Source organism: Micromonospora echinofusca (assembly GCF_900091445.1).
Taxonomy (GTDB): Bacteria; Actinomycetota; Actinomycetes; order Mycobacteriales; family Micromonosporaceae; genus Micromonospora; species Micromonospora echinofusca.
In genome coordinates this window covers 6,513,639-6,531,400 of record NZ_LT607733.1, presented here as the reverse complement: position 1 = coordinate 6,531,400, position 17,762 = coordinate 6,513,639, and the positions used below count along the sequence as shown (strand labels likewise).

General features: G+C 72.0%; 14 protein-coding genes. 9 read left to right on the top strand and 5 right to left on the bottom strand.

Annotation, left to right across the window (positions count from 1 at the left end):
* Nucleotides 1-622: 622 nt before the first annotated feature.
* The 5 genes from GA0070610_RS28125 to GA0070610_RS28105 all read left to right on the top strand — a co-directional run bounded on the left by GA0070610_RS28125 (nucleotide 623) and on the right by GA0070610_RS28105 (nucleotide 6,377).
* A complete protein-coding gene (locus tag GA0070610_RS28125; RefSeq protein ID WP_392567276.1) occupies nucleotides 623-3,127 on the top strand; it encodes a putative bifunctional diguanylate cyclase/phosphodiesterase in 2,505 nt (834 codons plus the stop codon).
* A 65-nt stretch (nucleotides 3,128-3,192) separates the two neighbouring features.
* A complete protein-coding gene (locus tag GA0070610_RS28120; protein WP_089002831.1) occupies nucleotides 3,193-4,497 on the top strand; it encodes a glycosyltransferase 87 family protein in 1,305 nt (434 codons plus the stop codon).
* 9 nt (nucleotides 4,498-4,506) lie between these two features.
* The gene (locus tag GA0070610_RS28115; protein ID WP_089002830.1) at nucleotides 4,507-5,139 is read left to right on the top strand and encodes a phosphoribosyltransferase; all 633 of its coding nucleotides are present in this window, start codon (nucleotides 4,507-4,509) and stop codon (nucleotides 5,137-5,139) included.
* Nucleotides 5,140-5,161: 22 nt separating this feature from the next.
* A complete protein-coding gene (locus GA0070610_RS28110) occupies nucleotides 5,162-5,590 on the top strand; it encodes a TFIIB-type zinc ribbon-containing protein (RefSeq protein WP_089002829.1) in 429 nt (142 codons plus the stop codon).
* A gap of 100 nt (nucleotides 5,591-5,690) precedes the next feature.
* Entirely contained in the window at nucleotides 5,691-6,377 is a 687-nt protein-coding gene (locus GA0070610_RS28105) for a maleylpyruvate isomerase N-terminal domain-containing protein (RefSeq protein WP_089002828.1), read from the top strand.
* Nucleotides 6,378-6,437: 60 nt separating this feature from the next.
* Here the strand turns inward: GA0070610_RS28105 and dnaB are convergent, their stop codons facing one another.
* On the bottom strand, nucleotides 6,438-9,365 hold the full coding sequence (dnaB, locus tag GA0070610_RS28100) for a replicative DNA helicase (RefSeq protein ID WP_231926253.1): 2,928 nt from the start codon (nucleotides 9,363-9,365) through the stop codon (nucleotides 6,438-6,440).
* Nucleotides 9,366-9,743: 378 nt separating this feature from the next.
* Here dnaB and GA0070610_RS28095 point away from each other — a divergent pair, with 378 nt between their 5' ends.
* Nucleotides 9,744-11,300, top strand: coding sequence for a hypothetical protein (locus GA0070610_RS28095; protein WP_089002826.1), 1,557 nt, complete (start codon nucleotides 9,744-9,746; stop codon nucleotides 11,298-11,300).
* Between the two features lie 127 nt (nucleotides 11,301-11,427).
* Here the strand turns inward: GA0070610_RS28095 and rplI are convergent, their stop codons facing one another.
* The 4 genes from rplI to rpsF form a co-directional block, all read right to left on the bottom strand.
* The gene (gene rplI / locus GA0070610_RS28090; protein ID WP_089002825.1) at nucleotides 11,428-11,874 is read right to left on the bottom strand and encodes a 50S ribosomal protein L9; all 447 of its coding nucleotides are present in this window, start codon (nucleotides 11,872-11,874) and stop codon (nucleotides 11,428-11,430) included.
* 14 nt (nucleotides 11,875-11,888) lie between these two features.
* Nucleotides 11,889-12,128 carry a 30S ribosomal protein S18 gene (gene rpsR / locus GA0070610_RS28085; RefSeq protein ID WP_007073789.1) on the bottom strand — a complete coding sequence of 80 codons (240 nt, stop codon included), beginning with the start codon at nucleotides 12,126-12,128 and terminating at the stop codon, nucleotides 11,889-11,891.
* 41 nt (nucleotides 12,129-12,169) lie between these two features.
* On the bottom strand, nucleotides 12,170-12,706 hold the full coding sequence (locus GA0070610_RS28080) for a single-stranded DNA-binding protein (RefSeq protein WP_172896610.1): 537 nt from the start codon (nucleotides 12,704-12,706) through the stop codon (nucleotides 12,170-12,172).
* Nucleotides 12,707-12,787: 81 nt separating this feature from the next.
* Nucleotides 12,788-13,078 carry a 30S ribosomal protein S6 gene (gene rpsF, locus GA0070610_RS28075; protein WP_074315517.1) on the bottom strand — a complete coding sequence of 97 codons (291 nt, stop codon included), beginning with the start codon at nucleotides 13,076-13,078 and terminating at the stop codon, nucleotides 12,788-12,790.
* Nucleotides 13,079-13,720: 642 nt separating this feature from the next.
* Between rpsF and GA0070610_RS28070 the strand changes: the two genes are divergently transcribed.
* From GA0070610_RS28070 to GA0070610_RS28060, 3 genes are all read left to right on the top strand, one after another.
* Nucleotides 13,721-14,512 (top strand): deoxyribonuclease IV, encoded by a 792-nt coding sequence (locus GA0070610_RS28070; RefSeq protein WP_089002824.1) that lies wholly within the window; start codon nucleotides 13,721-13,723, stop codon nucleotides 14,510-14,512.
* Nucleotides 14,509-16,821, top strand: coding sequence for a hypothetical protein (locus GA0070610_RS28065; protein ID WP_089002823.1), 2,313 nt, complete (start codon nucleotides 14,509-14,511; stop codon nucleotides 16,819-16,821). The genes GA0070610_RS28070 and GA0070610_RS28065 overlap by 4 nt, the downstream gene beginning before the upstream one ends.
* Before the next feature lie 472 nt (nucleotides 16,822-17,293).
* Complete coding sequence (locus GA0070610_RS28060; RefSeq protein WP_157747258.1) at nucleotides 17,294-17,728, top strand: DUF2690 domain-containing protein; 435 nt, start codon at nucleotides 17,294-17,296, stop codon at nucleotides 17,726-17,728.
* Nucleotides 17,729-17,762 lie beyond the last annotated feature (34 nt).

The window sequence follows — 17,762 nt, the reverse complement described above, 5'->3', positions numbered from 1 at the left end:
GTGACGTCATTGGCCCTTCACCGACCCGAGAAGCGATCATCGCCGGCGGGGAATTACCCACTGCCGGGCGATCCGGCGGCGACGGGCAACGTACGGAGTGCATCTTGCTCCCTGTCATTCCGTGACGACGCCCGGGCCCGTGGGCGGGTGGCCACGCCGACGGATCTGCCCGGCGGACGGGGCGTACCGGCGCGGAAGCGGTGCCTCGGCCACCCGACGCGCCCGGGGGCCGGCCCACGGGCCGGTGCCGCAGCCGCCTCCCGCTGCAAACTGCACCGTCGTGTCCGATGCCGTGAAGGCCTCCACCGGTCCATTATCTAGCGTTAACCGGAAGTCGATAGAAACACAGCACTGAGTTCCCGCCCAGAAGCAGAAAGTCACGCCAGCGGGCGCGCTTCTCATCCATTGCCCATAGTTACATATATCCCTCCATAATTGGCCGAACCGCACTTAGGCTGTCGGCGTCGCGGAACACAGCGGCGCAAGGGCCAACGCGAGACCGGGGAGGGATAGCGATGTCGGCACACGAGTGGAACTGAGCATTGTGGCTGGCGCGTGACCGCGGGTAATCTTGGCGTGCTTCGCAGGCGAGAGCAGTCGGGACGCGGTGACACGACCGGACGTGGGCAAGACAGAGGCCGAGCGGCGGCTCACGCTGCACGTCGGCCTCGTCTGCGTTGTGGCCGCCATCGCGGCCGCCCTGTGCCTGCGCGAGCTGACCCGGCTGGACTGGTCCCGTAATCACCTGCCCCTCTCCCTCGCCCTGATCTGCCTGGCCTTCCTGGGCATGACGATCAAGTGGCGGATCCGGATCCGCGCGACGGTGCACGCGATCTCCTGGAGCGAGACCGCCATCATCCTGAGCCTGGCGGTCGCTCCGACCCCCCTGGTCATCCTGACCACCGGGATCGGAGCGGCGATGGCCCAGTACTTCGCCAAGCTCCCGCCGCTGAAGGCCGCGTTCGGAGTGGCCAAGACCATGCTCCTGGCGGTGGGCGGCGGGACAGCCCTGCACGCCGCCGGCGGGTCACCGCCGATCACCGACCTCTGGCAGGTCCTCGGCCCGATCGGCCTCGCCTACGCCGTCGCGGTGATCCTCGACGAGCTGCTGACCCTCCCGGTCATCGCACTCGCCACCGGCACCCGGCTCCGGCAGCTCTTCCGCGAGGACCTCGGGCTGCGCCTGACCAGCGCGCTGGCGCGCTTCGTCCTCATCGTCACCACGCTGTTCATCCTCCACGCGGACCCCCGGCTCCTGCTCGCGGTGCCGCCCCTGGTGCTCAGCCTCCACCTGCTCTACTCCAACCGGGTCAAGGCCCGCACCGAGCAGCAGGCGTGGCAGCGCCTCGCCCGCACCACCGACGCGCTGAACGTGGTCGACCTGGACAAGGTCCTCACCACCGCCGTCACCCAGGCCGCCGAGCTGTTCTCCGCCGACGAGGTGGAGATCGAGCTGCGCGACGGCGGCCGGACCGTGCGCGGCGGCGCGGTCGCCATCACGTACGACGGGCCCGCCGGCGAGCCGACCCCGGCGGACGGCACCGTGGTCCCCGCCCCGCTGGAAGGGCACGACCGGACGGTCGACGTGGGCATCCTGCGACTGCGGTTCCGTGGTCCCGTGGCCCTCTCCGAGCGGGAGCAGTACACGCTGCGCACCTTCGCCTCGGCGCTCTGCACCGCCGTCCGCAACGCGCAGGCGTACGCCGAGCTGGCCCGCGTCGCCGACGAACACGCGTACGCCGCCACCCACGACGCACTGACCGGGCTCGCCAACCGCCGGCACCTGCTCGACCAGGGCAGCGAACACCTCGGCACCCGCCACGCCGACGGCGTGACCGCCCTGGTGCTGATCGACCTCAACCACTTCAAGGAGGTCAACGACACCCTCGGGCACGCCGCCGGCGACCAGGTGCTGGTGCAGGTCGCCGAGCGGCTGAGCGGCGCCGCCCAGGACGGCGACCTGGTGGCCCGCCTCGGCGGCGACGAGTTCGCCGTACTCCTGCGGGGTCTGCCGGCCCCGGCGGTGGCCGCACACCGCGCGGAGACCCTGCTCGCCGCGCTGCACGAACCGTTCGACCTCGACGGCATGCGGATCAGCGTCGAGGCCAGCGGCGGGATCGCCGCCGCACCCGCCACCGGCGGCATGCCGGAGCTGCTGCGCCGCGCCGACGTCGCGATGTACCAGGCCAAGCGGGCCGGTCAGCGCACCTCGACGTACGCCCCGACCCGCGACACCGCCGACCTCGGCCGGCTCACCCTCGGCGGCGAACTGCCGCGCGCCGTCGCCGACCACGAGTTCACCGTCAACTTCCAGCCCATCGTCGACCTGGGCACCGGCCGGGTCACCGGCGCGGAGGCCCTCGCCCGCTGGCACCACCCCACCCACGGCATGATCGACCCGCTGCGCTTCCTGGAGGCCGTGGAACGCTCGGGCCTGCTCCCCGCCTTCGCCGAGGCGATCCTCGACCAGGCCCTCATCGCGGCGGGCAGCTGGCGCGACGCCGGCTTCGACGTGCCGGTGGCGGTCAACGTGTCGCCGCGCAGCCTCCTCGACGCCCGCTTCCCCGGCTCCGTGCTGGCCCGCCTACGGGCCCACGACCTGCCCCCCGACCGGCTGGTCCTCGAGCTGACCGAGACGCTCACCCTCAGCCAGCTCGACGTGGTCGACCGGGTGCTCAGCCGGCTGCGCGACGAGGGCGTCCGCCTGGCGCTCGACGACTTCGGCACCGGCTACTCCTCCCTGTCGCTGCTCTCCCGCATCCCCGTGCACGAGCTGAAGATCGACCGCAGCTTCGTGACCGCCATGGAAAGCTCCGCCGAGGCCGCCGCCGTCATCCGCTCCACCCTCGACCTCGGACGCAGCCTCGGGCTCGAGGTGGTGGCCGAGGGCGTGGAGAGCGAGCCGCAGCGCCGGGCCCTCTGGGAGCTGGGCTGCACGGCCGGCCAGGGACACCTCTTCGCCCGGCCGATGCCCGCCGGCACCCTCCTCGCGGCGTTCCGGCGCGGCTCCGGGGGCAGCCCCGGCACGCTCGCGCCCCCACTGCACGATGCGGGAGCCGTCATCCGGTTCGCCCCCGGCCGCCGGCAGGGCGGGCGCGGCCGAACCGACCGCCACCTGCCCGCCTGACGCGGCGGCACGCGCCAGCTGCCCACCTGACCCGGCGGCACGCGCCTGCTGCCAGACTGGCCCGCGTGACCGCCGCCCCGACCACCCGCCGCCCCGGCTGGCAGCGCCTCGACTCCGCCGCCGGCGGACTCGCCCTCGACCTCGGCCTGTACGCCGCGTCGGCCGCGTTCGCCGCGATCACCGCCGCCACCTCCACCCTGGTCCCGCACCGCGCCTGGGGCGCCGTCGCCGCCGTCGGCTACCTCCTCGCCGCCCTCGCCGCGACCGGCCAGCTCCTGGCCCGCCGCCGCGACCCCGCCTCGCCGCCAGCCGGGCTGCGGGCCCGCTGGGCCGTCACCGGCTTCGCCTGGTTCGCCACCGCCCTGCTGCCGCTGGCCTGGCAGAGCATCCAACGGGCCGGCGGACGCACCGACCGGGCGCAGGAGGAGGTGCTGGTCGTCGAGGAGTCCGGCCAGCGGCTGGTCGACACCGGCACCCCGTATCTCGGGCACGACGCGATCGCCGCACTGCCACCCGACGGACAACTGCTCGGCTACACCCCCTACCAGCCGGGAATGGCCCTGTTCGGGCTGCCCCGGGCCGCCGTCGACGCCTGGTGGACCGACGCCCGCGTCTGGTTCGCCGTCGGCACCGCGCTGGCCCTCGCCCTGGCGGTCCGCGCCCTCACCCGCGGCGCGCGCCGAGCCGCCGACGACCACACCCGGGCCGCCCTCCTGCGCGGCGTACAAGCCGCCACGGTCCTCCCGATCTGCGCACTCACCCTGACCACCGGCGGCGACGACCTGCCCGTACTCGCGCTCTGCCTGCTCGCCCTCGCCCTCGCCGCCGCCGGCCGACCGGGCCGGGCCGGCCTCGCCGTCGGCCTGGCCGGGGCACTCAAGCTCTTCGCCTGGCCGGTCGCCCTCGTACTGATCATCTGGGGCCTGACCCGACGCGCCGGACTGCGGGTCGCCGCGGGCGCGATCGGCCTGCCCGCCGCCGCCCTGCTGCCGGCCCTCCTCGTCGACCGCGACGCACTGGTCGAGAACGTGCTCCGCTTCCCGCTCGGGCACGGCCTGGTCACCAGCCCCGCGCAATCCCCGTTCCCCGGCCACCTGATCGCCACCGCGCTGCCCGCCGGCCGCGCCGTCGCCGCCGCCCTGCTGCTCGCCGCCGGGCTGGCCATCGCCGTCCGGCTCGCCCGCCGCCCGCCCCGCACCGCCGTCGCCACCGCCCTGACCTGCGGGTACGGTCTGCTCGCCGCGATCCTGCTGATGCCCACGACCCGCTTCGGCTACCTGCTCTACCCGCTCGCCCTCCTGGCGTGGGCCCCCGCCCTGCGCCCCCCGGTTTCCGCGAACTGGCGGGCGGAGACCGGCGACACGGCGTAGACCTGAGGCATGACCACCTACCGCGACCGCGAAGAGGCGGGCCGGACGCTCGCCGACCGGCTCACCGCCCTCATCGGTGAACCCGACGTCATCGTGCTCGGGCTGGTACGCGGCGGCGTGCCCGTCGCCCGGGTGGTCGCCGAGCGTCTCGGCGCGCCCATGGACGTGCTCGTCGTCCGCAAACTCGGCATGCCGTGGGCACCCGAGGTGGCCTTCGGCGCGCTCGGCCCCGGCGGCGTGCGGGTCCTCAACGACGTCGTGGCCAGCCGGCTCACCGAGGGCGACGTCGCCGAGGTCGTCCGCCGCGAGCAGGCCGAGTTGGAACGCCGCGAGCGGCTCTACCGCGCCGGCCGGCCGCCGCTCGACCTGACCGGCCGCACGGCCGTGATCGTCGACGACGGCCTCGCCACCGGTGCCACCGCCCGCGCCGCCGTCCAGGTCGCCCGCCACCTCGGCGCCCGCCGGGTCGTGGTGGCCGTCCCCGTCGGCTCGCAGGAGGCGTACGAGATGCTGGCCGCCGAGGCCGACCAGGTCGTCTGCGCCCAGCACCCGCCGGAGTTCATGGCGGTGAGCGCCTACTACGAGGACTTCCACGAGGTTTCCGACTCCGAAGTCACGCAAGCGCTGACCGCGACCGCATGACCGGACCGGGTACGGTCGGAGGATGAGCCTGACCTGTCCCAAGTGTCACGGAGAAATGCGCCAGTACGAACGCAGCGGCGTCGTCATCGACCAGTGCGGCGAGTGCCGGGGGATCTTCCTCGACCGCGGCGAGCTGGAGAAGCTGTTCGAGGCGGAGGCCAACTGGAACCGCCAGCAGGGCGGTGCGGCCCCGGCGCAGCCCACCCAGCAGCAGGGCGGCTACCCCGGCCAGCCGAGCCACCAGCAGGGCGGTTACGCGCCCCCGCCGCCCCCGCCGCCGCCCGCCCCCGCCCCGCACCAGCCGGGCTACGGCGCCGTCCCGCCGCCGCCCCCGCCGGTGCACGGCTACCCGCCGGCCCCCGCCTACGGCCACGGTCAGCAGCACCACGGCTACCACGGGCACTACAAGCGCAAGAAGCACAAGAGCTTCCTGGACGAGATGTTCGGCTGAGCCACCTCGTCGACCGGGCCGGTGCCTCGACCGGCCCGGTCACCCGTGGTTCCGCGCCGCTCGCCGTGCCGCACGACGGCCGTCGTGCGACGCTGCCCCCATGACGCCGCACACGCTGCACTATCCGCTGGCGCAGGCGTACGACGGGATCACCCGGGTCGTCGCCGACCTCGACGACGCCGACCTGCAACGGCCCACCCGGTGCCGGGGCTGGCTCGTCGCAGACCTGCTGTTCCACGTGCTCTGCGACGCCCAACGGGCCCTCGTCGCCCTGGCCAGCCCCGCCGACGGCCCGCCCGACGTGGACGACGTGAGCTACTGGCGCGCGATCCCGCCCGGCGAGGACGAGGACGGCGACGACGCACGGCACGCCTGGTGGGCCCGCCGCTCCGCCGCCGCCTTCGACCGGCCCGGCGCCATCGTCCGGCTCTGGACCGACACCGCCCCCGCCGCCGTACGCGCCGCCGGCGCGGCCGACCCCGACGGCCACGTCACCACCCAGGGGCACGTGCTGCGGGTGCCGGACCTGCTCGCCACCCTGACCACCGAGGCCGTCGTGCACCACCTGGACCTGGTCCTCGACCTGCCCGACGCACCCCTGCCCGGCGTGCTCGCCACGGGCGTCGCCGTCACCACCATGGACGGCCTGCTCAGCGACGACGCCGTCCGACCGGCCGCCTGGAGCGACGCGGAGTACCTGCTCAAGGCCGCCGGCCGACTGCCACTCACCGACCGCGACCAGCTCGAACTCGGCGAGGTCGCCGGCTGGTTCCCACTGCTGGGCTGACAGGTTCCCGCTGCTCTGGGCTGACCGGTTCCCTCTCCCGGGGCGGAGGCGCGACCGTCCTCAGACGATTGCCATGTCCACGAAGCGCGACAGGTGGAGTTGCGCGGCCACCGTCACCGTATCGGTCGGACCATTTCTGTGCTTGGCAACAATGAAATCCGCCTCCCCGGCCCGCGGTGACTCCTTGTCGTAGTAGTCGTCACGGTGCAGCAGGATGACAACGTCGGCATCCTGCTCAATTGATCCACTTTCACGCAAGTCGGACAGCTGCGGTCGCTTGTCGGTGCGCTGCTCCGGGCCACGGTTCAGCTGACTCACCGCGATCACCGGGCACTCGACCTCCTTGGCGAGCAGCTTGAGGCCACGGGAGAGGTCCGCGACCTCCTGCTGCCGACTCTCGGTGCGCTTCGGAGAGGTCATCAGCTGGAGATAGTCGACCACGATCAGCTTGAGGTCGTGCCGCTGCTTGAGCCGGCGCGCCTTGGCCCGGATCTCCATCAGGTTCATGCTCGGCGTGTCGTCGACGAAGAGCGGCGCCTCGCTGATCTCGCCCATGCAGCGGGCGAGCTTGGTCCAGTCGTCGTCGGAGAGCTGGCCGCTGCGCAGGACGTGCAGGGGCACGCGCGCCTCGGCCGACAGCAGCCGCATGACGATCTCGACCTTGCTCATCTCCAGCGAGAAGATGGCCGACGCCTGATTTGCCCGAATCGCGGCGTTGCGCGCGAAGTCCATGCTCGCGGTGCTGTTGTGTGTCGGGATCATCGCCCGACCCGCTAGGTAGAGGTGCTCCGGATTGTCCACCGTGACGCACCGGACCGGCACGCTCGGCACAGGTCGGACGTCGACGATGAAACGGCTGTCCGTCCGGGAGTTGCTCTCGCTGCGGCGCCGCAGCCGGTGCGCCTCCCGCTTGCGGGGCAGGTGGAACACTTCGTCCCTCGTCGTGAAGTTCAAGTTGAAGGCGATCGAGCTTTCCGCGGTGCGCCCCTCGACGGCCTTCCGACTGATCGAGCAGCGGTATCCGAGACTGACGACCAACTCGTGCACGTCCTCGGCGAGGCGGGGGGACGTCGTGGTGAACTGCACGTTCCCGCTGACGGTCACGGTGCCGTCGGTGTCGAGCAGCCCGGCCAGCAGCGCTCGCCGCTGCGCCTCCGAGGCCCGCAGGTACGCGGCGGGGATGTGCTTGTCGCCCAACACCCCGGCCGCCCGCAGGTAACCACGGAAGGAGCCGTAACGCTTGTGGCAGTCACGGCACCTGCGACTTGCGTTCCAGGCGCTGGCGTCCACTCTCCCGCAGTGGGCGCAACCTTCGCGCCGTGCCGCAGGGACGAGTCCCTTCGACCGGCCCCCGCACGACTGGCCGCAGGTGTGGACCGCCGGGCCACGAGGCGTGAAGACCGCGTGGCAGACGACGCATTCACGGTCGGGGATCGCGGGCAGCCGCGGCGGACGAATGGTGTAGACCATCGGCCCCGAAGGCCTGACCTCGAAGCCGTCGGACTCGATTCCGGCCAGAATCTCCGGGTCGACGGTGGTGACCCTTCCTTCCGCCGAGTGGCCGTCGCCGAGCCAGACGCCGAGCGTGTACGGCGCAAGCGGGAGTTCGCGTTCCGGAAGGCGGAGTGCGGCGGCGTTCTCGACCGCATGATTGAGTCGTCGGTCGGCCGTGTTCGTACGCAGGGTCGCTCGTATCTGCTCCGTCGTCACCACGTCGTGCAACTCCGCCGCCGCCAGGCTCTCCGACCACTGCTCGACGCGATCCAGCAACTGGCGGTAGAGGCGGCGGGCCGGATACGCCCTGGCCGGGCGCACACGCGGGCGCCTGCGCATGACGACGGGCGACTCGTCAGCGATGTCATGCGCCACCCGTTGAGCGGTGTGCGTGAACTCCGGGCCGAGTACGGCGGCCAACTCCGCGATCGTGACATCGTCGCTGGGCGTGGCGCGTGCGGCGGCCCGGTGTAGTCGTTCGATGGCTTCGGGAGACCAGTGGTTGCTCCGGCGGGCGGGGGCCGCGCGGCGACTCGCCCGCGTAGTGGTCTTCCACAGGTGTTCGCCGTCGGCAACGATCACCGAGCCGTCGGAGAACTCGACCTCGTAGCACGGTCGGTCGTGCCGTACCTCGAACGCGGCGGTGACCTTCGTCGGCAGGCCGTCAGCGCTGAGCAACTCGTCGCCAATCTTGACGTCCCCCATCGTTGTCCAGCCTGTCGGCGTGGGAAGCGGGGTGTCCAGCGCGAGCGCCTTTCCCAAACCGGGGCGTCCGGCAACGATCACGAGCTGCCCCGCGTGCAGGCCGTTGAGCAGCCGGTCCAGGTCGGTGAAGCCGGTGGGGACGCCGGTCATGACGCCGCCCTGGGCGCCCACCGCCTCGATCTCGTCCAGCGTCGGCTGGAGCATGTCGGCGAGTACGGCGAAGTCCTCGCTGACGCGGCGCTCCGTGACGTCGTAGACCGCCTGCTGGGCGAGGTCCACGATGTCGTCGACGTCGCGGCTGCCGCCCTGGCTCGTGCCGTAGCCCAGTTGCACGATCTTGGTCCCGGCCTCGACGAGGCGCCGCAGGACCGCCCGCTCGCTGACGATCCGGGCGTAGTACGCCGCGTTCGCGGCGGTGGGCACGCTGGCGATCAGCGTGTGCAGGTAGGGGGCGCCGCCGATGCGTACGAGATCGCCGGAGTCGGCCAGGGCCGCCGCCACGGTGATGGAGTCGGCCGGCTCGCCGCGGCCGTAGATCTCCAGGATGGTGTCGAAGATGGTGGCGTGCACCGGCCGGTAGAAGTCGTTGGTCTTCAGGATCTCGACGACGTCGGCGATGGCGTCCTTGGACAGCAGCATGCCGCCGAGCACGCACTGCTCGGCGGCGACGTCCTGGGGCGGGGTCTTGTCGAACTGGCCGTCGCGCTGCGGCGGCGGGGACGCCTGCCCCCCACCCGCTCGCGAGTCCGCCCGCATGTCGTCGGTGACCGACACGGGTTCCCCCTCCACTGCGTCGGATCCGGATCCAGCCGTATCGCCGGGGTACGACAACCTCGACCTGCCGGTCGATCGGGGGTCATCGCACGGCCGGTCGGGGGCCAACCATACGGAACCCGAGGTCAGCCCCTCAACCACGTCGGTGGACGAGCCTCGGGACAACCTGTGGACGCCGGGGGACGAGCATGTGCGCAGGATGTGCACAACCTGTGGACAACGACTGGGGAATTCTCCGTCGCAGGGCCGTGAACTGCGGAAACGCAATCCCCAGCCTGTGGACGACAAGTTTTCGGTCGAACTGCCCGGTCGAACGTCCCGTACTATCTCCAGCGAACGGCTACACCTGGACAGCGGATTGCGCCATCGGTTGAGAAGGGTCACGCTCCCGCCGTGAGTAACCGGGACTGGGGACGCGGGGAGGATGTGCCGCGCGAGCGACGGCCGGTAGCCCCCTGGCACGATCCCGCCGACCCCGCACCGGCCGGTCCCTACGAGCGCGCACCCGCTCGGCACCGCACGCCGAGCCGGCGGCGGGCCGCCGAACGCGGCCAGGGGGAGCCGGTCGACAGCTACCTGCCCCGCTGGGCGCTGGAGTCGGGAATCCGCAGCGCGGACGGTGGCGGACGACACGCCGCGCCCGACGACGAGGTGGGGGTCGAGGCCGACCGACCGTCTTCCGGTGCCGCTTGGCGGACCACCGAGACCACGAGCAGTTGGCGCCGGGTCAGCGAGACGAGCTGGCGTACGGCTCCGGCGTACGGCGCGGCGGCGGAGTCGGAGCACACCGGGGAGTGGACGTTCGACCACCTGCGGGAGCGGGGCTACTCCGGGCGCCGGCGGGCCGAGGACGATCCCGTCTCGGGAGCGGCACCGCCGAGCCGGCCGAGGCGCTCGCCGTCGCACCCCCCGCAGGTCGTCTGGTCCGGGCTGGAAGAGGCGGAGGCGGCCGGGCCCGTACCGGACCGGGAGGCCCGCCGGGATCGGTGGGCGGCGGAGGACCGACCCACCACCGATCCCTGGGACCGGGGAGCGCTTTCCGACGCGCCCGAGATCCCGCCCTCCCGCACTCCGACCGTGGACGCGTGGGACGCGTCGGGTGCGCACGCGTGGGATGCCTCTGGTGTGCACACGTGGGACGCCTCGGGTGTGCATGCGTGGCGTTCGGCCGGGGAGGTCGACCGCTGGGAGCACGCGGACCCCGACCGCTGGGACCGGTCCGACGACACCGGTCGGTGGGACCGCACCGACGACACCGGCCAGTGGGAGCGGTATGCCGACGGCGGGGGATGGGACCGGACCGCGCCCGGTTCCGGCACCCCGGCGGAGGGCTGGCCCTGGCCGGGGCGCGAGGACCGCGAGGAGGGCTTCTGGTCCGGCACGCGCCTGGCGGGCGACGATCCCCGGTGGGCGGGTCCGTCGGCGGCGGCACCCCGGTCACCGGTCGCGCCCTACACCGCGCCGCGAAGGCGGGTGGCGGCACCGACGGCGAGGGCGGCGCAGCCGGCCGGTGCCGCTGGGGCAGCCGTACGACGATCGTCCGGGACCGCCCGTTCGGGGGTCCGGAGCCGCCGCATCGAGGACGACCTGCTCGATCCCGATCCGGGTGGACCGTGGCGGTCGCTGCTCTACACGGTCGCCTGCTATCTGGTGCCGGCGGTGCTGATCTTCGTCTGGTTGCTGACGCTGGACGGGCAGGTGCCGGCGGGGTGCGTCACGGACATCAGCGGAGGAGGTTGCGACTCACCGAGGTCGCGGGCGCTCGGCTCGGTGGCGTCGGGCCTGCCGCGCTTCGGGTTGGCGCTGGCCAGCAGCCTGGTCGTGGCGCTGCTGCTGCGCCGGGTCGGTACGACGTGGCGTTCGGCCAGCGTCGCACTGGCGGCGGCGGTGGTCGGCGGCGGCCTGTCCACGGTGATGATCAGCGCGGTGACCGGGCAGCCGATCGGCTGAGCGGTCGAGGTTGGCACCCCGGGCCGGTGACGGTCAGGGCCCGCCGGGAAGCGGCACGAGCGGCCGTACGACGCACAGGGCCCGCACCGGTCGGTGCGGGCCCTGTGTCGTGGTGCGGGGTGAGGTGTCAGCCCTGGACGACGTTGAGGTCGAACTTGGCGGTCACCTCGGGGTGCAGCTTGATCTGCACCGGGTAGGAGCCGGTCGACTTGATCGGACCGGACAGCTCCAGCCGACGACGGTCGAGGACCGGGCCACCGGCGGCCTTGACGGCGTCGACGATCTCGGTCGGGGTGACCGAGCCGAAGAGCCGACCGCCGTCGCCGGCGCGGGCCTTCAGGTTGACCTTGAGGCCCTCGAGCTGGCCCTTGACCTCGTTGGCGTGGCCGAGGTCGCGGATCTCCCGGGCCGAACGGGCCCGCTTGATGACCGTGACCTGCTTCTCCGCACCCTTGGTCCAGGCGATCGCGAAGCCCTGCGGCAGCAGGTAGTTACGGCCGTAGCCGTTCTTGACCTCGACGATGTCGCCCGGGGCACCGAGGCCGGACACCTCCTGAGTCAGGATGATCTTCATATCGGTGCCTCCTCTCAGCGGGCCGTGGCCGTGTACGGCAGGAGCGCCATCTCACGGGCGTTCTTGACCGCACGGGCGATCTGCCGCTGCTGCTGCGAGGTCACGCCGGTCACCCGCCTAGCGCGGATCTTGCCGCGGTCGGAGATGAACTTGCGCAGCAGCGCGGTGTCCTTGTAATCGATGTAGGTGATCCCGTCCTTGTCGAGCGGGTTCACCTTCTTCTTCGGTTTGCGAAGTGCAGCGGCCTTGGCCATTGCTCGTGCTCCTGGTTTGCGATCGCGGGCGCTCGGCGCCATTAGAACGGGGGCTCCTCGTCGAAGTTGCCGCCACCCGAACCACCGCGCGAGGGTGCCGGTGCAGCCGAGGCCCAGGGGTCGTCGAAGTTGCCTCCGCCGCCGCCCTGGCCACCTCCACCACCGCCGCCGAAGCCGCCGCCACCGCCGCCGGAGCGGGACATCTTCTGCACCTTCGCCGTGGCGTAGCGCAGCGACGGGCCGATCTCGTCGACCTCGAGCTCGATGACGGTGCGCTTCTCGCCCTCGCGCGTCTCGTACGACCGCTGACGCAGCCGGCCCGAGACGATCACGCGGGCGCCCCGCTGGAGCGACTCGGCGACGTGCTCCGCCGCCTGCCGCCACACGGTGCACGCCAGGAAGAGCGGCTCGCCGTCCTTCCACTCGCCGGAGGCCTTGTCCATGAACCGGGGCGTCGAAGCGACCCGGAACTTGGCGACCGCCGCACCGGAGGGGGTGAACCGCAACTCGGGGTCATCGGTCAGGTTGCCGATGACCGTGATGGTGGTGTCTCCTGCCATGACCATCTCCTCGCGCACTCATCTGTTCTGCCGTACAGGCTCTCAGAGCCCTCCGACAGTGCCGATGAGGCTGATCCGGGTGAACCGGGTTGAATGCTTTTAGCGCATCTCCGGCCGGATGACCTTGGTGCGCAGCACGGACTCGTTGAGCCGCAGCTGACGGTCCAGCTCGGCCACCGCCGCGGGCGTCGCCTGCAGGTCGACGACGGCGTAGATGCCTTCGGCCTTCTTGTTGATCTCGTACGCGAGGCGCCGGCGGCCCCACACGTCGGTCTTCTCCACCGAGCCACCCGCGGTCCGGATCACGTTCAGGTACGTGTCGAGCGACGGGGCGACGGTGCGCTCCTCGAGACTGGGGTCGAGGATCACCATTACTTCGTAATGACGCAAGACGTGCTCACCTCCTGTGGGCTAAGCGGCCACGGTCCTTCCGTGGCAGGAGGTCTGCGTCGTGGCCCACGCCGGTTCCGGGGGGACCCGGCCGGACGCGGACAACCGGACCAGGATACCCGGTCCCGACGATCATGCCCGGGGTGGTCGGCGGGGGCCGTCCGCCGGGCGAAGCGACGGGGGCCCGCCTCGACGTCGCTGTCGATGCGAGCCCCCGTACACGAGGCCGCGGGGCGTCCCGTCCGCATTCCTTGGGTGGGACCTGGGGAGGAACGACCACACCGATGAGGTTGGACCGGGGACGCCCCGCGGAGCTTTATCGTGTTGTTACCTGACGTTACAACGGCTCTTGCCCCTTGTCGGGGGAAATGGCGGAATTCTCCGACAAATTTCCCGATGAGCCCGCTTCCGTCAGGGCGGGCCCCCGCCGCGCCGGGCCGCGCGGACGGGGGTGCCCCTGCCTTACGGGCGGTTTCACGCGTACCTCCGGTCGGCCGACCGGCGGCCGTTCCGGGCCGGCTGCGGCAACCGTGGATCCCACTCGCATCAACGACCGCCCGTGCCGGGAGGTGACGCGTGGGGCCGGCGAGTCCGCCACCGCCGTCATCCCGGCTGTCGGAGACGCGACGTAGGCTCCCCTGCATGCGTATCGGAGCCCACGTCGATTCGACCGACCCGATGGCGGAGGCGACCGCCCGAGGGGCGGAGGCCGTGCAGTTCTTCCTCTCCGACCCGCAGGGGTGGAAGGCACCGAAGCCGCGGGAGGACGCGGACCGGCTGCGGGCCGCGGACGTCGACCTCTACGTGCACGCGCCGTACGTCATCAACGTCGCCACCCTCAACAACCGGATCCGGATCCCCAGCCGCAAGCTGCTGCTCGGGCACGCCAAGGCGGCCGCCGCCATCGGCGCGAAGGGACTGATCGTGCACGGCGGGCACGTCAACGCCGGCGACGACCTGGCCGTCGGCTTCGACAACTGGCGCAAGACCTTCGCGTACGCGGCGGACTCCGGCGGCTTCGACGTGCCGGTCCTGATCGAGAACACCGCCGGCGGCGACAACGCCTGCGCCCGGCGGCTCGACGCACTCGCCCGTCTCTGGGACGCCGTGGGCGACCACGAGGTGGGCTTCTGCCTGGACACCTGCCACGCGCACGCCGGCGGCGAGGAACTGCTCGGCCTCGTCGACCGGATCAAGGCGATCACCGGGCGGATCGACCTGGTGCACGCCAACAACTCCAAGGGCGCGTTCAACTCCGGGCAGGACCGGCACGACAACCTCGACGGCGGCACGATCGACCCGGAGCTGGTGGTGGCGGTGATCCGCGCGGCCGGCGCACCCGTCATCGTCGAAACCCCCGGCGGGGTCGACGGTCAGGGTGCCGACATCGCCTTCCTGCGTGACCGGCTGGGCGCGGGGAGCCCTGCGGCATGACGACCGAGCAGTCCGCCGCCGGCAGCCCTCGTCCCGACGCCACCGCCGGGAACGCCGACACTGCCGGGAAGGCGGACGCCGCCGGCATCGCCGGGAACGCCGACACTGCCGGGAAGGCGGACGCCGCCGGCATCGCCGGGAACGCCGACACTGCCGGCATCGCCGGGAAAGCGGACGCCGCCGGCATCGCCGGGAACGCCGACACTGCCGGCATCGCCGGGAAAGCGGACGCCGCCGGCAAGACCGGCAAGGACGGCGCCGAGGCTGGCGCGACCGGCGGGACGGACGCCAAGGCGGACGCCGCCGGCAAGGCGGACGCCGCCATGGCAGGCACGACCGGCAAGAGAGAGGCCGAGACCCGCGCCTCGGACAAGACGGACGTGACCGGCAAGACGGATGTGTCTGGCAGGACGGATGCGACCGGCAAGGCAGGCGCAGCCGGTACGACCGGTGCCGAGGGCGCGGGTGGGGACGGCGGCAAGGCTGCCACCGGTAAGGCCGAGGACGGGAGCGGTAAGGCCGAGGACGGGAAGCCCGACCGTTGGGAGGCCTTCGCGTCCGCGCCCGAACCGGTACCGTCCCGGCTCGGGCGCGCCACCCGGGCGGTCGGCCGCCTGCTGGTGCACGAGTGGACGCTCGCGGCGCTGGCCTCGCTGGCGTTGGCGGTGCTGCTGACCTGGCCGACCCTGCGCTACCCGCGGCACACCCTGCCGCAGGACTACTGGGACCCCAGCCTCCAGGCATGGCAGATGGCCTGGTCGGGGCACATCCTGCTGACCAACCCCGCGCAGCTGTGGCAGTCGAACACCTTCTTCCCCGAGCCGTGGAGCTTCGCCTTCTCCGACACCCTGCTCGGGTACGCCCCCGCGGGCATGCTCGGCACCGGCCCCGAGGCCGCCGTGCTCCGCTACAACATCATGTTCGTGCTGGCCCACGCGCTCGCCACGCTCGGGGCGTACGCGCTGGCCCGGCAGCTCGGCGCGGGCCGGATCGGCTCCGCGGTGGCCGGGGTGAGCTTCGCGTACGCGCCGTGGCTGCTGGCCCAGGCCGGGCACCTGCACGTGATCTCGAACGGCGGCATCCCACTGGCGCTGGCCATGCTCGCCCGGGGACACGGCTGGTCGCTGCGGCACGGGTACCGTCCGGAACGCCGGCACGACGGCTGGGTCTACACCGGCTGGTTGGTGGCGGCCTGGCAACTCAGTCTCGGCTTCGGCATCGGGTTGCCGTTCGCGTACTTCCTCGCCGGGACCGTGCTGGTCGCGGCCGTGACCTGGTTCCTGCGGCGGTGGGTCGTCCGGCCGGTCAAGCGCCCGTTCGGCCGCCGGCTGCTGATCGCGGACCTGGTCGGCGGCCTGCTCTTCGCCGGCGTCGGCGCGCTGCTGGCCATTCCGTTCTTCACGGTGGCGGAGGCGCACCCGAACGCCAAGCGCTCCATCGGCGACATCGCCATCTTCTCCCCGCCGGCGAGCGGTTTCTTCACCGCGCCCGCCGAGTCGCGGGTGTGGGGCGGGCTGCACGAGGGGGCGAGGGCGTTGCTGCCCTGGCACCCGGAGATGACCCTGCTGCCCGGCTTCGTGCTCTACGCGCTCGCGGCCGGCGGCCTCTTCTTCTCGGTGTGGAAGCTGCGCCACCGGCTGCTGCTGCTCGCCGGGGTGGTGGTGACGATGGTGCTCGCCATGGGCACCCGGTTCTTCGACGGCACCTTCACCTACGTGCCGCTGTTCGAGTACCTGCCCGGTTGGAACGGCCTGCGTACGCCGGGGCGGCTGATGCTCTGGACGACGCTGCTGCTCGGGCTTCTCGCGGCGGGCGCGGTCAGCGCGTTCGCCACCCGGGTCCGGGAGATCTCCGCCGAGCGGATCCCCTCCTGGCCCAGCCCGTGGCTGCGGCTGGCCACGCTGCTGCCGCTGGTGCTGGTGATCGGCGAGGGGTTGAACTCCACGCCGCACCCGGTCGTGCCGCCCCAGCCGGCCGCGATGCGGACCGTGGACGGGCCGCTGCTGGTGCTGCCCAGCAACCAGAGCCTCGATCAGCCGGTGATGCTCTGGTCCACGACCAGATTCCAGGACGTGGTGAACGGAGGGAGCGGCTTCACGCCGCGGCAGCTCGATGACGTACGCCGGGTGACGCTCTCCTTCCCCGACCAGGTCAGCGTCGACTACCTGCGCGTCCTCGGTGTCCGCAACGTGCTGCTGATGCGCGATCACATCGCCGGCACGCCGTGGGAGATCACCGTCGACGCGCCGGTCGACGGGCTCGGCATCACCCGCGAGGAGATCGGCGACGTGGTGGTCTACCGCCTCTGACCCACCTCCGCACCATCGCCTGGCATCCCTGCGTGCAGCGGTGTGGCGACGGTGATCGCGTAATGGCGCCTCCGGCGATGCTGCGGGCCACCGGTGGCGCCGCCGACATACCGCACGTCGCGGCGCAACCGATCTCTACGAAGGGATCAGGTCATGCAGCGTGCACAAGGCAGGAGATGGATGGTGCCGAGTCCGCAGACGACGCAGGAGTCCGACGGGCGCACCCCGCTCACGGTACCGCCCTGGCGCTGGTGACCAGCTCGCCACCCGCACTGTCACCATGACGTGGCGGTGATACCTCGATGAGAAGGCGCCTCAAACTTTCCTCCCGTAGCCCGGGTCCTATGCCGTGACCCGTTCGAATGGTTGCCCTACCTCGCGAGGAGAGAGAATGGCTCGTACTCAGATGTCCCGTCTCGGCGCACGCCCCGACAGGCACTCGTGGCGCTCCAGGCTCATGGTGGTGATGGCCATGGGAGTCGCTATCGTCATGGGCTTCCAGGCACCGGCGATGGCGGCGACCTCGGGCTGCGGCTCAGTGTGCGATCGCAAGGACCCGGACACCTACTTCGCGACGGTGGACGGGAAGACCATGCGGTGCAACTTCATCGACGTGGAGACCCCGTACAGCGCGACCTACGTCGAGTTGCGGTACAGCCCGTTCTGCCGAACTGCGTGGGCACGGCAGACCGGCAGCTTCGGCTGGCTCTCCGGAGTACTGGTCCAGAGCTACAACTCCAACGGGACGCTGCGCATGACGGTCGACGACACCGGATCGTCGGGCTCCTGGTCGCTGATGGTCAACGACAAGGGCATGACCGCACGGGCGTGCTTCTACCAGTACGACACCGAGTGGGACTACGAGGCCGGCAACCGCCGGATCATGTATTGCACGGCACGCTACTGAGCGCCACCTGTCGGTAGGCCTCCGGCGCGGGGGC